The organism is Brenneria roseae subsp. americana, from assembly GCF_003115815.1.
GTDB lineage: Bacteria > Pseudomonadota > Gammaproteobacteria > Enterobacterales > Enterobacteriaceae > Brenneria > Brenneria roseae.
On the sequence record NZ_QDKJ01000023.1, the window covers coordinates 1 to 14504 of the forward strand.

Annotated in this window: 10 protein-coding genes; 9 read left to right on the forward strand and 1 reads right to left on the reverse strand. The window is 51.2% G+C overall.

Annotated elements, in window-relative coordinates; translation table 11 throughout:
• Window positions 1-280: 280 nt before the first annotated feature.
• The 9 genes from secE (at window position 281) to shiA (ending at window position 14102) form a co-directional block, all read left to right on the forward strand.
• Entirely contained in the window at window positions 281-664 is a 384-nt protein-coding gene (gene secE / locus B4923_RS19715) for a preprotein translocase subunit SecE (RefSeq protein ID WP_109491410.1), read from the forward strand.
• Between the two features lies 1 nt (window position 665).
• Window positions 666-1211: a transcription termination/antitermination protein NusG gene (gene nusG, locus B4923_RS19720; protein WP_109491411.1), complete on the forward strand. Its 546-nt coding sequence runs from the start codon at window positions 666-668 to the stop codon at window positions 1209-1211.
• A gap of 160 nt (window positions 1212-1371) precedes the next feature.
• Window positions 1372-1800, forward strand: a complete 429-nt coding sequence (rplK, locus tag B4923_RS19725) for a 50S ribosomal protein L11 (protein ID WP_109491412.1) — start codon at window positions 1372-1374, stop codon at window positions 1798-1800.
• Window positions 1801-1803: 3 nt separating this feature from the next.
• Window positions 1804-2508: a 50S ribosomal protein L1 gene (gene rplA, locus B4923_RS19730; protein ID WP_109491413.1), complete on the forward strand. Its 705-nt coding sequence runs from the start codon at window positions 1804-1806 to the stop codon at window positions 2506-2508.
• 331 nt (window positions 2509-2839) lie between these two features.
• Window positions 2840-3337: a 50S ribosomal protein L10 gene (rplJ, locus tag B4923_RS19735; RefSeq protein ID WP_048636585.1), complete on the forward strand. Its 498-nt coding sequence runs from the start codon at window positions 2840-2842 to the stop codon at window positions 3335-3337.
• Between the two features lie 66 nt (window positions 3338-3403).
• A complete protein-coding gene (gene rplL, locus B4923_RS19740; RefSeq protein ID WP_034898574.1) occupies window positions 3404-3769 on the forward strand; it encodes a 50S ribosomal protein L7/L12 in 366 nt (121 codons plus the stop codon).
• Between the two features lie 327 nt (window positions 3770-4096).
• Window positions 4097-8125 carry a DNA-directed RNA polymerase subunit beta gene (gene rpoB, locus B4923_RS19745; protein ID WP_109491414.1) on the forward strand — a complete coding sequence of 1343 codons (4029 nt, stop codon included), beginning with the start codon at window positions 4097-4099 and terminating at the stop codon, window positions 8123-8125.
• Window positions 8126-8217: 92 nt separating this feature from the next.
• The gene (gene rpoC, locus B4923_RS19750; protein WP_109491415.1) at window positions 8218-12441 is read left to right on the forward strand and encodes a DNA-directed RNA polymerase subunit beta'; all 4224 of its coding nucleotides are present in this window, start codon (window positions 8218-8220) and stop codon (window positions 12439-12441) included.
• Between the two features lie 272 nt (window positions 12442-12713).
• The gene (gene shiA / locus B4923_RS19755; protein ID WP_109491416.1) at window positions 12714-14102 is read left to right on the forward strand and encodes a shikimate transporter; all 1389 of its coding nucleotides are present in this window, start codon (window positions 12714-12716) and stop codon (window positions 14100-14102) included.
• 72 nt (window positions 14103-14174) lie between these two features.
• Here shiA and B4923_RS21385 read toward each other — a convergent pair whose 3' ends face one another.
• Window positions 14175-14495 carry a DUF1127 domain-containing protein gene (locus B4923_RS21385; protein ID WP_425428661.1) on the reverse strand — a complete coding sequence of 107 codons (321 nt, stop codon included), beginning with the start codon at window positions 14493-14495 and terminating at the stop codon, window positions 14175-14177.
• Window positions 14496-14504: the final 9 nt, after the last annotated feature.

A 14504-nucleotide genomic window follows, 5' to 3' on the forward strand; every position in this document is an offset into this window, starting at 1 on the left:
TACCGTTGGTGCGGGCGTTGTTGCTAAAGTTATCGCTTAATCGCTGATAACGTTTGACGCGACACGCGATAAAAGGGCATCATTTGATGCCCTTTTTCTACGCTGTCATAGTAGAACCTATCTCATCAGCGATTGTGAGGTATAATCATTGGTGAGATGGGCTCTGTAGATACGGCGTAAATACCGAATTATTATTCGTTTTACAGAACATCTTTCGGTTTGGTTTGCCCTGCATTGCGGGGTAAAGTTATTTGTCTGAATCATTGTGACAGGTTGGTTTATGAGTGCGAATACCGAAGCTCAGGGGAGCGGGCGTGGCCTGGAAGCGATTAAATGGCTGGTAGTGGCTGTCCTGCTGGTAGTTGCGATTGTCGGCAACTATTACTACCGCGAATTTAATCTGCCCCTGCGAGCATTAGCTGTTGTTGTCCTGATCGCTGCAGCCGGTGGCGTGGCACTGCTGACCACGAAAGGCAAAGCAACAGTAACGTTTGCCCGTGAAGCTCGTACCGAAGTACGTAAAGTGATTTGGCCGACTCGTCAGGAAACGTTACATACCACGTTAATCGTTGCCGCGGTTACTGCCGTGATGTCACTGATTTTGTGGGGGCTGGATGGTATTCTGGTCCGTTTGGTCTCGTTTATCACTGGCCTGAGGTTCTAAGATGTCTGAAGCCCCAAAAAAACGTTGGTACGTCGTTCAGGCGTTTTCCGGTTTTGAAGGTCGCGTAGCTCAATCGTTGCGTGAGCACATCAAGCTCCATAACATGGAAGAACTGTTTGGTGAAGTCATGGTGCCAACCGAAGAGGTGGTTGAAATCCGTGGTGGCCAGCGTCGTAAAAGCGAACGTAAATTCTTCCCTGGTTATGTATTAGTGCAGATGGTGATGGAAGATGCCAGTTGGCATCTGGTTCGCAGTGTTCCTCGTGTTATGGGGTTCATCGGCGGCACGTCTGACCGTCCTGCGCCGATTAGCGATAAGGAAGTGGATGCGATTATGAATCGCCTTCAGCAAGTGGGTGATAAACCCCGTCCGAAAACGCTGTTTGAGCCTGGTGAAATGGTTCGTGTTAATGATGGTCCGTTTGCCGACTTTAACGGTGTGGTCGAAGAAGTGGATTACGAGAAGAGCCGCCTGAAAGTGTCGGTCTCTATCTTTGGCCGCGCGACCCCGGTAGAACTGGACTTCAGCCAAGTCGAAAAAGGCTGATTTATCGACCCTGGCTATTTTGATAGCTGCTTGCCTCTGGCGCGAAGTTAATCTATAATTTCGCGCCTTTTGTTTTTCAGGTGCCTGATGGCGCCTGAAACGTAATAAAACCACGGGGAGCCTTTTACGAGGCGCTATTACCCATTCGAGGAATGTTTAAATGGCCAAGAAAGTACAAGCCTATGTCAAGCTGCAGGTTGCGGCTGGTATGGCTAACCCGAGTCCACCGGTAGGTCCGGCTCTGGGTCAGCAAGGTGTAAACATCATGGAATTCTGTAAGGCGTTCAATGCTAAAACTGAAAGCATTGAAAAAGGTCTGCCGATTCCGGTTGTTATTACCGTTTACTCTGACCGTTCTTTCACCTTCGTTACCAAAACGCCTCCGGCAGCAGTTCTGCTGAAGAAAGCGGCTGGTATCAAGTCTGGTTCCGGCAAGCCGAACAAAGACAAAGTAGGTAAAGTAACGAGTGCTCAGGTTCGTGAAATCGCAGAAACCAAAGCTGCGGACATGACTGGTGCTGACGTAGACGCTATGGCGCGTTCTATCGCAGGTACCGCTCGTTCCATGGGCCTGGTAGTGGAGGATTAATAAATGGCTAAGCTGACCAAGCGCATGCGCGTGATCCGTGAAAAAGTTGATGCAACTAAACAGTATGACATCAACGAAGCCGTTGCTCTGCTCAAAGAGCTGGCCACTGCTAAGTTTGTTGAAAGTGTAGACGTTGCTGTTAACCTCGGCATCGACGCACGTAAATCTGACCAAAACGTTCGCGGTGCTACCGTTCTGCCTCACGGCACGGGTCGTTCTGTGCGCGTTGCTGTCTTCACCCAGGGTGCAAACGCTGAAGCGGCCAAAGCTGCAGGCGCTGAATTCGTGGGTATGGAAGATCTGGCCGATCAGATTAAGAAAGGTGAAATGGGCTTTGACGTTGTTATTGCTTCCCCGGATGCAATGCGCGTTGTTGGCCAGTTAGGTCAGGTTCTGGGTCCGCGTGGCCTGATGCCGAACCCGAAAGTGGGTACCGTAACGCCTAACGTTGCCGAAGCAGTTAAAAATGCTAAAGCTGGTCAGGTTCGTTACCGCAACGACAAAAACGGTATCATCCATACCACTATCGGTAAGGTTGATTTCGACTCTGACAAATTGAAAGAAAACCTGGAAGCTCTGCTGGTTGCGCTGAAAAAAGCCAAACCTTCTCAGGCGAAAGGCGTGTACATCAAGAAAGTCAGCCTGTCTACCACTATGGGTGCAGGCGTTGCGGTTGACCAGAGCGGTCTGAACGCAGTAGCGGTCTGATAGCTTTTGTTTCGCTTTACTCGGGCGTGGGATTTACCTATAATCTTACGCCCGTTGTTCCGTTAGCGGAATTAAAGAAGAATTTTCGGTTGGAGCCTGGCCTATCCAGGCCTCCGTCCAAGACCGCAGGTGTCTTGCAAAAGACTTAATCTTCCTGCGTAGACGGTGACAGAGCCTGAAGAACATTTTTTCTTTTATTATTTATAAAAAATAGTTAAAGAATAGTCTTTGCTGGATTCTGCTCACCGTGTTTCAACGCTTACCTCCGTTTTGGCGATAAGTGAAGTGAGTTCCGGAGGTTTCCTCCGGCTAAATCCAGGAGCAAAAGCTAATGGCATTAAATCTTCAAGACAAACAAGCGATTGTTGCTGAAGTCAGCGAAGTAGCCAAAGGTGCGCTGTCTGCGGTGGTTGCGGATTCCCGTGGCGTTACCGTAGATAAAATGACTGAACTGCGTAAAGCAGGTCGTGAAGCTGGCGTTTACATGCGTGTTGTTCGTAACACCCTGTTGCGTCGTGCTGTTGAAGGGACCTCTTTTGAGTGCCTGAAAGACACGTTTGTTGGTCCGACCCTGATTGCATACTCTTTAGAACACCCGGGCGCAGCTGCTCGTCTGTTCAAAGAATTCGCGAAAGCGAATGCAAAATTCGAGGTCAAAGCTGCAGCCTTTGAAGGTGAGCTGATCCCGGCGGCGCAAATTGACCGTCTGGCAACGCTGCCGACTTACGAAGAAGCACTGGCACGTCTGATGTCGACCATGAAAGAAGCCGCTGCAGGCAAACTGGTCCGCACTCTGGCAGCCGTACGCGATCAGAAAGAAGCGGCTTAATTGCTCTTTTTTCTCTACCGCACTTGCTAACGTATAAACTATTTCTGATTCTTAGGAACAATTGTTATGTCTATCACTAAAGATCAAATTCTGGAAGCAGTAGCAGCTATGTCTGTAATGGATGTTGTTGAACTGGTTTCCGCTATGGAAGAAAAATTCGGTGTTTCTGCTGCCGCTGCTGTAGCTGTTGCTGCTGGCCCGGCTGAAGCTGCTGAAGAAAAAACTGAGTTCGACGTTGTGCTGAAAGCTATCGGCGCTAACAAAGTTGCTGTAATCAAAGCCGTTCGTGGCGCAACGGGTCTGGGCCTGAAAGAAGCCAAAGATCTGGTTGAATCCGCTCCGGCAGCTCTGAAAGAAGGCATCAGCAAAGACGACGCTGAAGCTCTGAAGAAAGCACTGGAAGAAGCTGGCGCAGAAGTTGAAGTTAAATAAGCCAACCTTTCAGATTGCAGCCTGATTTATTAGGCTGATGGCTGGTGACTTTTTAGTCACCAGCCTTTTTGCGCTGTAGGGCATCAATGGGGTTTCACACTGTTTAGCCATTGATTTCCCCTAATATCTTTTTCTATTGACGACTTAATATACTGCTTCCCTGCGTGGGTTCCCTGCCTGAGCAAGAGCAATGAAATGGTTTAAGAGTAATAGAAAGATGTATTACGGAAAGTTCTTCATTTTCCGACCAACATAAATAGTGTTGCATGAACTGTCCTAGTTAGGACGGACAGAGTGGTTCGACTTGTCAGCTAGCTGAGGAACCCTATGGTTTACTCCTATACCGAGAAAAAACGCATTCGTAAGGATTTTGGTAAACGTCCACAGGTTTTGGACATACCTTATCTCCTTTCTATCCAGCTTGACTCGTTCCAGAAGTTTATCGAGCAAGATCCGGAAGGTCAGTACGGTTTGGAAGCTGCATTCCGTTCTGTTTTCCCCATACAAAGCTATAGCGGTAATTCAGAGCTGCAATACGTTAGCTATCGCCTGGGTGAGCCGGTATTTGACGTTAAGGAATGTCAGATCCGTGGCGTGACGTTTTCTGCGCCGCTGCGCGTAAAATTACGTCTGGTGATATACGAACGTGAAGCGCCTGAAGGCACCGTTAAAGACATCAAAGAACAAGAAGTTTACATGGGCGAAATTCCGCTCATGACCGATAACGGCACCTTTGTGATTAACGGGACTGAGCGTGTTATCGTTTCTCAGTTGCACCGTAGTCCGGGTGTATTCTTCGATAGCGACAAAGGTAAAACCCATTCTTCAGGTAAGGTGCTGTATAACGCACGTATTATTCCTTACCGTGGTTCCTGGCTCGATTTTGAGTTCGATCCGAAGGATAACCTGTTTGTCCGTATTGACCGTCGCCGCAAACTGCCTGCGACCATTATTCTGCGCGCGCTGGGTTACTCCACCGAACAGATTCTCGATCTTTTCTTCGATAAAATTGTCTACGAAATCAATGGCAATAAATTGCAGATGGATCTGGTGCCTGAGCGTCTGCGTGGTGAAACCGCTTCCTTTGATATCGAAGCAAACGGCAAGGTCTACATTGAAAAAGGCCGCCGTATCACCGCTCGTCATATCCGTCAGTTAGAGAAAGACGGCATTGAGCGTATTGAAGTTCCGATTGAATACATTGTTGGCAAAGTGCTTTCCAAAGATTATATCGATGAAAGTACTGGCGAACTGATCGGTGCAGCCAATATGGAGCTGTCTCTGGATCTGCTGGCGAAGCTGAGCCAATCCGGTCACAAACGCATTGAAACACTGTTCACCAATGATTTGGATCACGGTCCGTATATTTCTGAAACCTTGCGCGTCGATCCATCCAACGATCGTCTGAGCTCATTGGTTGAAATTTACCGCATGATGCGTCCTGGTGAACCGCCAACACGTGAAGCCGCGGAAACGCTGTTCGAGAACCTGTTCTTCTCCGAAGACCGCTATGATTTGTCTGCGGTCGGCCGGATGAAGTTCAACCGTTCTCTGCTGCGCGAAGAGATCGAAGGTTCGGGTATTCTGAGCAAAGAAGACATCATTGAAGTGATGAAAAAGCTCATTGGTATCCGTAACGGTAAAGGCGAAGTGGACGATATCGATCACCTCGGCAACCGTCGTATTCGTTCCGTTGGCGAAATGGCAGAAAACCAGTTCCGTGTCGGTCTGGTCCGTGTAGAACGTGCAGTGAAAGAGCGTCTTTCTCTGGGCGATCTCGACACGCTGATGCCGCAGGACATGATCAATGCCAAGCCGATTTCGGCCGCGGTCAAAGAGTTCTTTGGTTCAAGCCAGCTGTCGCAGTTTATGGATCAGAACAACCCGCTTTCCGAGATTACGCATAAACGTCGTATCTCTGCATTGGGCCCGGGTGGTTTGACCCGTGAGCGTGCCGGCTTTGAAGTTCGAGACGTACACCCGACTCACTATGGTCGCGTATGTCCTATCGAAACGCCGGAAGGTCCGAACATCGGTCTGATCAACTCCCTGTCTGTTTATGCACAAACCAACGAATACGGCTTCCTTGAAACCCCGTATCGTCGCGTGCGTGACAACGTGGTAACGGATGAGATCCATTACCTGTCAGCGATTGAAGAAGGCAATTTCGTTATTGCTCAGGCGAACACCAATCTTGATGAAGAAGGTCGTTTCATCGATGAACTGGTTACCTGCCGTAGCAAAGGCGAGTCCAGCCTGTTCAGCCGCGATCAGGTTGAATACATGGACGTATCCACTCAGCAGGTGGTATCCGTTGGTGCTTCACTGATTCCATTCCTGGAACACGATGACGCCAACCGTGCATTGATGGGTGCGAACATGCAACGTCAGGCCGTTCCTACTCTGCGTGCTGACAAGCCGCTGGTTGGTACCGGTATGGAACGTGCCGTTGCGGTTGACTCCGGTGTAACAGCCGTAGCAAAACGCGGTGGTACGGTACAGTACGTTGATGCTTCACGTATCGTGATTCGAGTGAATGACGATGAGATGTATCCGGGCGAAGCCGGGATCGACATCTATAACCTGACTAAATATACCCGCTCCAACCAGAACACCTGCATCAGCCAGATGCCGTGCGTGTCTCTGGGTGAACCGGTTGAGCGTGGCGATGTGCTGGCTGACGGTCCGTCCACCGATCTGGGTGAACTGGCGCTGGGTCAGAACATGCGCGTGGCGTTCATGCCGTGGAACGGCTACAACTTCGAAGACTCCATTCTCGTTTCCGAGCGTGTGGTTCAGGAAGATCGCTTCACCACCATTCACATCCAGGAACTGGCCTGTGTGTCTCGTGACACCAAATTGGGGCCTGAGGAAATTACCGCGGATATCCCGAACGTGGGTGAAGCGGCGCTTTCCAAGCTGGATGAGTCCGGTATCGTTTATATCGGTGCGGAAGTGACCGGTGGCGACATTCTGGTTGGTAAGGTAACCCCGAAAGGCGAAACCCAACTGACGCCGGAAGAGAAACTGCTGCGTGCGATCTTCGGTGAGAAGGCGTCTGATGTTAAAGACTCTTCTCTGCGCGTACCAAACGGTGTTTCCGGTACGGTTATCGATGTACAAGTCTTTACCCGCGACGGCGTGGAAAAAGACAAACGTGCGTTGGAAATCGAAGAAATGCAGCTCAAGCAGGCGAAGAAAGACCTGACTGAAGAACTGCAAATCCTGGAAGCCGGTTTGTTTGCCCGTATCCATGCCGTGCTGGTTTCTGGCGGCGTAGAAGCGGATAAGCTGGACAAATTACCGCGCGAGCGCTGGTTGGAACTGGGCCTGACTGATGAAGAGAAACAGAATCAGTTGGAACAGCTGGCGGAACAGTATGATGAGCTGAAGCACGAGTTTGAGAAAAAACTCGAAGCCAAGCGCCGTAAAATCACTCAGGGCGATGATCTGGCACCGGGCGTGCTGAAAATCGTTAAGGTTTATCTGGCCGTTAAACGTCAGATCCAACCGGGTGACAAGATGGCGGGTCGTCACGGGAACAAAGGTGTTATCTCCAAGATCAACCCGATCGAAGATATGCCTTACGATGAGAACGGCGTGCCGGTCGATATCGTACTGAACCCGCTGGGCGTACCTTCACGTATGAACATCGGTCAGATTCTGGAAACCCACCTGGGTATGGCTGCCAAAGGCATCGGCGACAAGATTAACGCCATGCTCAAGCAGCACGAAGAAGTGACCAAACTGCGCGAATTTATCCAGAAAGCTTACGATCTGGGTGACGATGTGCGTCAAAAAGTCGATCTGAGCACTTTCTCTGACGAAGAAGTTATGCGTCTGGCGGAAAACCTGAAGAAAGGTATGCCGATTGCCACGCCGGTATTCGACGGTGCAAAAGAGAAAGAAATCAAGGAACTGTTGCAGATGGGCGGTATCCCGACCTCCGGTCAGATTACCCTGTACGATGGACGTACCGGTGAGCAATTTGAACGTCAGGTTACTGTGGGCTACATGTACATGCTGAAGCTGAACCACCTGGTCGACGACAAAATGCACGCTCGTTCTACTGGTTCTTACAGCCTGGTTACTCAGCAGCCGCTGGGTGGTAAGGCTCAGTTCGGTGGCCAACGCTTCGGTGAGATGGAAGTGTGGGCGCTGGAAGCTTATGGTGCAGCTTATACCTTGCAGGAAATGTTGACCGTTAAGTCTGATGACGTGAACGGCCGTACCAAGATGTATAAGAACATCGTGGATGGCAATCATCAGATGGAACCGGGCATGCCGGAATCCTTCAACGTACTGTTGAAAGAGATCCGCTCGCTGGGTATCAACATCGAGCTGGAAGAAGAGTAATTCCAGCCCGCTGTATTGCTGGTATTCGTCATAGGGGCATCTAAATTTCGGTTTAGATGCCTAACAGGTCTAACTCCGACAGGAGCCAATCCGTGAAAGACTTATTAAAGTTTCTGAAAGCGCAAACTAAAACCGAAGAGTTTGATGCGATCAAAATTGCTCTGGCTTCGCCAGACATGATCCGTTCGTGGTCTTTTGGTGAAGTTAAAAAGCCAGAAACCATTAACTACCGTACGTTCAAACCTGAACGTGACGGCCTTTTCTGCGCCCGTATCTTTGGGCCGGTGAAAGACTATGAGTGCTTGTGCGGTAAGTATAAGCGCCTGAAACACCGCGGTGTCATTTGTGAGAAGTGCGGCGTTGAAGTGACCCAGACCAAAGTACGCCGTGAGCGTATGGGCCACATTGAACTGGCTTCTCCGACTGCGCATATTTGGTTCCTGAAATCGCTGCCGTCCCGTATCGGTTTGCTGCTGGACATGCCACTGCGTGATATCGAACGTGTACTGTACTTCGAATCTTATGTGGTGATTGAAGGCGGTATGACCAATCTGGAACGCCGTCAGATCCTGACTGAAGAACAGTATCTGGACGCGCTGGAAGAGTTTGGTGATGAGTTTGATGCCAAGATGGGCGCCGAAGCGATTCAGGCCCTGTTGAAAAACATGGATCTGGAGCAGGAGTGCGAACAGCTGCGCGAAGAGTTGAATGAAACCAACTCTGAAACCAAACGCAAAAAGCTGACCAAGCGTATCAAACTGCTGGAAGCGTTCGTTCAGTCTGGCAACAAGCCAGAGTGGATGATCCTGACCGTGCTGCCGGTGCTGCCGCCGGATCTGCGTCCGCTGGTCCCGCTGGACGGCGGTCGTTTCGCCACGTCGGATCTGAACGATCTGTATCGTCGCGTGATTAACCGTAACAACCGTCTGAAACGCCTGCTGGATCTGGCCGCGCCTGACATCATCGTGCGTAACGAAAAACGTATGTTGCAGGAAGCGGTGGATGCGCTGCTGGATAACGGCCGTCGCGGTCGTGCCATCACCGGTTCCAACAAGCGTCCGCTGAAATCGCTGGCTGACATGATCAAAGGTAAGCAGGGGCGTTTCCGTCAGAACCTGCTGGGTAAACGCGTCGACTACTCCGGCCGTTCCGTTATCACCGTTGGTCCGTACCTGCGTCTGCATCAGTGCGGTCTGCCGAAGAAAATGGCGCTGGAGCTGTTCAAACCGTTCATCTACGGCAAGCTGGAACTGCGTGGCCTTGCCACCACCATCAAAGCCGCCAAGAAAATGGTTGAACGCGAAGAAGCGGTCGTTTGGGATATCCTGGACGAAGTTATCCGCGAACACCCGGTACTGCTGAACCGTGCGCCGACGCTGCACCGTTTGGGTATCCAGGCGTTTGAACCGGTTCTGATCGAAGGTAAAGCCATCCAGCTGCATCCGCTGGTTTGTGCGGCCTATAATGCCGACTTCGACGGCGACCAGATGGCCGTTCACGTACCGTTGACGCTGGAAGCCCAGTTGGAAGCGCGTGCGCTGATGATGTCTACCAACAACATCCTGTCACCGGCGAACGGCGAACCTATCATCGTTCCTTCTCAGGACGTGGTATTGGGTCTGTATTACATGACTCGCGACTGTGTTAACGCCAAAGGCGAAGGCATGGTACTGACGGGTCCGAAAGAAGCTGAACGCGTTTACCGCGCCGGTCTGGCCTCTCTGCATGCGCGCGTTAAAGTGCGTATTACGGAAGAGATCAAAAACACCGAAGGCGAATCAACGCATCAGACGACGATTATCGATACGACAATCGGTCGCGCCATCCTGTGGATGATTGTGCCTAAAGGTCTGCCGTATTCCATCGTTAACCAGCCGCTGGGTAAAAAAGCGATCTCCAAAATGCTGAACACCTGTTACCGCATTTTGGGTCTGAAACCGACGGTTATCTTTGCTGACCAGATCATGTACACCGGTTTTGCTTACGCGGCGCGTTCTGGTGCCTCCGTAGGTATCGATGACATGGTTATCCCAGCGAAGAAAGCAGAGATTATCGAAGAAGCGGAAACCGAAGTTGCCGAGATTCAGGAGCAGTTCCAGTCCGGTCTGGTCACCGTTGGCGAACGCTATAACAAAGTTATCGATATCTGGGCTGCGGCGAATGAGCGTGTTGCCAAGGCGATGATGGAAAACCTGTCCGTTGAGGATGTGGTTAACCGTGATGGCGTGGTTGAGCAGCAGGTTTCTTTCAACAGCATCTTTATGATGGCCGACTCCGGTGCGCGTGGTTCTGCGGCACAGATTCGTCAGCTGGCGGGGATGCGTGGTCTGATGGCGAAGCCGGACGGCTCCATCATCGAAACGCCGATTACCGCTAACTTCCGTGAAGGTCTGAACGTACTCCAGTACTTCATCTCGACCCACGGTGCGCGTAAAGGTCTGGCGGATACCGCACTGAAAACCGCGAACTCCGGTTATCTGACCCGTCGTCTGGTTGACGTGGCGCAGGATCTGGTGGTGACCGAAGACGATTGTGGTACTCATGAAGGTATCATGATGACCCCGGTTATCGAGGGTGGCGATGTTAAAGAGCCGCTGCGTGAACGTGTACTGGGTCGTGTGGCGGCTGAAGACGTCCTCAAACCGGGTACGGCGGATATTCTGGTTCCACGTAACACGCTGTTGAACGAGCAGTGGTGTGATCTGTTGGAAGAGAATTCCGTTGACGCCGTTAAAGTACGTTCCGTCGTAAGCTGTGAAACTGACTTCGGCGTGTGTGCCAAGTGCTACGGTCGCGACCTGGCTCGTGGTCACCTGATTAACAAAGGTGAAGCCATCGGCGTTATCGCGGCCCAGTCTATCGGTGAGCCGGGTACACAGTTAACCATGCGTACCTTCCACATCGGTGGTGCGGCATCGCGTGCGGCGGCTGAGTCCAGCATTCAGGTGAAAAACAAAGGTAGCCTGAAACTGAACAACGCAAAATTCGTGGTTAACAGCAACGGTAAACTGGTTATTACGTCACGTAATACCGAACTGAAGCTGATCGACGAATTCGGCCGTACCAAAGAAAGCTACAAAGTGCCTTACGGCGCGGTAATGGCGAAGGGTGATGGTTCAGAAGTTAACGGTGGCGACACTGTTGCGAACTGGGATCCGCATACCATGCCTGTTATCACCGAAGTGAGCGGCAGTATCCGCTTCACCGATATGATCGACGGCCAGACCATTACTCGTCAGACCGATGAACTGACCGGTTTGTCTTCTATCGTGGTGCTGGATAGCGCAGAGCGTACCGGTAGCGGTAAAGACCTGCGTCCGGCGCTGAAAATCGTTGACGACAAAGGTGAAGATGTATTGATCCCAGGTACCGATATGCCTGCTCAATACTTCCTGCCCGGTAAGGCGATTGTGCAGCTGGAAGATGGCGTGAAGATCAGCGCGGGTGATACGTTGGCGCGTATTCCTCAGGAATCCGGCGGTACCAAGGATATTACCGGTGGTCTGCCGCGCGTTGCCGACCTGTTCGAAGCGCGTCGTCCGAAAGAGCCGGCAATTCTGGCCGAGATCAGCGGTATCATTTCCTTCGGTAAAGAAACCAAAGGCAAACGCCGTCTGGTAATTTCTCCGCTGGATGGTAGCGATGCTTACGAAGAGATGATTCCGAAATGGCGTCAGCTCAACGTATTTGAAGGCGAACGTGTCGAACGTGGCGACGTGGTTTCCGATGGTCCGGAATCTCCGCACGATATCCTCCGTCTGCGTGGCGTACATGCGGTAACGCGTTACATCACCAACGAAGTTCAGGAAGTTTACCGTTTGCAGGGCGTTAAGATTAACGATAAACACATTGAAGTTATCGTTCGTCAGATGTTGCGTAAAGGCACCATCGTTAACGCCGGCAGCACGGAGTTCCTGGAAGGCGAGCAGGCGGAAGTGTCCCGCGTCAAGATTGCCAACCGTCAGTTGGAAGCGGATGGCAAGATCCCGGCAACTTACAGCCGCGATCTGCTGGGTATCACCAAAGCGTCTCTGGCGACCGAGTCCTTCATTTCCGCGGCTTCGTTCCAGGAAACCACGCGCGTTCTTACTGAAGCGGCCGTTGCCGGTAAACGTGATGAACTGCGTGGCCTGAAAGAAAACGTGATCGTGGGCCGTCTGATTCCGGCTGGTACCGGTTATGCGTATCACCAGGATCGTATGCGTCGCCGTCAGGCGGGTGAAGCGCCAGTCGTGCCTCAGGTGAGCGCAGATGAAGCGTCTGCCAACCTGGCTGAACTGTTGAACGCCGGTTTCGGTAACAGTGACGACGAATAAGTCATGCATTCCCGATGTTTGATTAACCGATTATCAGATGGTTAATCAATTAAAGCCCCGGCTGTTAAGGTCGGGGCTTTTTTTTACGGTAGACCATCATTGGCCGCCACCTAAGAGCCGTTGCTCCGCAACGTTAAAAATTTCATCCTGAAATTTTTTATGGCTTGCCATCCCTGGCCGCCACCCTAAGGGCCGTTGCTCCGCAACGTTAAAAATTTCATCCTGAAATTTTTTGTTGTACAGTAGTGTAAAGTAAAAAGAACGAGATAGACATGAACACCTCAACAACGTCAGTACTTACACAGAATGACAACGCGTTATCAATCAATAATGATGTCTCTGTAAACGGCGATTCCATATCACAGATCCAGTCAACAAGCCATTCTCAAAGCCGGGCACGTCGTGCTGCCTGGGGGAGTTTTATTGGCGCGGTCGTTGATTGGTATGATTTTTTACTGTACGGAATAGTTGCCGCTCTTGTATTTAATACGGAATTTTTCCCACTAATCAGCCCGACGATGGGCACGTTGGCGGCCTTTGGCACGTTCGGCGTTGGTTTCCTGTTCCGCCCGTTGGGGGGAATGGTGTTTGGCCACTTTGGCGACAAACTGGGCCGCAAACGCATGCTGTTGATTACTGTCTGGATGATGGGGATCTCTACGGCATTGATTGGTCTGCTACCGTCTTTTGATTCGATTGGCTGGTGGGCGCCTGTATTACTGGTGGCGCTGCGTGCCATTCAGGGATTCGCGGTGGGTGGCGAGTGGGGCGGTGCGGCTTTGCTGGCCGTTGAGAACGCGCCGAAAAAGAAAAAAGCATTTTACAGCAGTGGCGTACAGGTTGGTTATGGCGTGGGGCTGTTGTTGGCGACAGGATCCATTTCGCTGGTCAGTCACCATACGACAAATGCGGAGTTTATGAACTGGGGCTGGCGCCTGCCGTTTTTATTCAGCGTGGTGCTGGTTGCGGTAGCATGGTGGATCCGTGCCGGGATGGACGAATCTCAGGAGTTCGAGGCTAACAAGAAATTGCAGGAAAGAACCGATAAAATCCGTTCGTTCCCAATTATTGAGGCACTGCGCCAGCACCCCAAGGCATTTTTGCTGATTATTGCTTTGCGGCTGGGGGAGCTATTGACGATGTATATCGTCACGGCGTTTGCGCTCAATTACTCTACCGCCAATTTGGGAATGTCGCGGGAGTTATTCCTCAATATTGGTTTATTGGTCGGGGGTATCAGCTGTTTAACCATTCCCTGTTTCGCCCGCCTTGCCGATAGCTTCGGGCGGCGCAGGATCTATGTTACCGGCGCCATAATTGGCGCGCTTAGCGCATGGCCTTTCTTTATGGCACTGGAGGCGCATGCCAGCCTGTGGATCCTGTTTTTCGCGATTATGCTCGCCAACGTTGCCCACGATATGATCGTCAGTGTGCAGCAGCCGATGTTTACTGAACTGTTTGGTACGGCGTACCGTTATAGCGGCGCCGGGGTCGGTTATCAGGTGGCAAGCGTTGTCGGCGGGGGCTTTACACCGTTTATCGCGGTATTGCTGGTGGAGTTCATGGATGGTTCCTGGCATGCTGTCGCCGCCTATCTGGCTATAGGTTGCCTGCTGTCGGCGATTGTTGGATCACATATGAAGCCACGGGCGGCGGATTGACTGTACTTCATTAGCGCGAGCCGATACGAGACGCGTTGTCCCGTATCGACCCGCTACTCATCTATTCATCTACTACAAACGATCGATGTCGTTACGCGTCAGTCCAATATCCTCCAGCCTGTCATTGCTCATGTTTCGCAGAATCTTCCGTGTTTGATTCCTGAGTCGCCATGCTTTCCATCGGCGGTATAGCAAAATAAGCATGCGCCAGACTGGTGATTGGCTGAACGACTTTTGCGCTTGGTTCTCGTGAAATTTCATACTTTCCCCCTTTGCCTGATGCCTGAGCGTTATAATGCGGGGGATGTCATATTCAATACAGATGCAAAAAATACCTTTTTTTAACATACAGATTGTGTGATATTGCATCTGAATGGTGATTTTCTCTCTCATCTGTACTGG

What these genes read in the sequence shown, in the direction of transcription:
- shiA (WP_109491416.1), top strand. Translation starts at nt 12,714, where the DNA reads ATGAACACCTCAACAACGTCAGTACTTACACAGAATGACAACGCGTTA.
- B4923_RS21385 (WP_425428661.1), bottom strand. Translation starts at nt 14,495, where the DNA reads ATGAGAGAGAAAATCACCATTCAGATGCAATATCACACAATCTGTATG.
- secE (WP_109491410.1), top strand. Translation starts at nt 281, where the DNA reads ATGAGTGCGAATACCGAAGCTCAGGGGAGCGGGCGTGGCCTGGAAGCG.
- rplJ (WP_048636585.1), top strand. Translation starts at nt 2,840, where the DNA reads ATGGCATTAAATCTTCAAGACAAACAAGCGATTGTTGCTGAAGTCAGC.
- rpoB (WP_109491414.1), top strand. Translation starts at nt 4,097, where the DNA reads ATGGTTTACTCCTATACCGAGAAAAAACGCATTCGTAAGGATTTTGGT.
- rplA (WP_109491413.1), top strand. Translation starts at nt 1,804, where the DNA reads ATGGCTAAGCTGACCAAGCGCATGCGCGTGATCCGTGAAAAAGTTGAT.
- rplL (WP_034898574.1), top strand. Translation starts at nt 3,404, where the DNA reads ATGTCTATCACTAAAGATCAAATTCTGGAAGCAGTAGCAGCTATGTCT.
- rplK (WP_109491412.1), top strand. Translation starts at nt 1,372, where the DNA reads ATGGCCAAGAAAGTACAAGCCTATGTCAAGCTGCAGGTTGCGGCTGGT.
- nusG (WP_109491411.1), top strand. Translation starts at nt 666, where the DNA reads ATGTCTGAAGCCCCAAAAAAACGTTGGTACGTCGTTCAGGCGTTTTCC.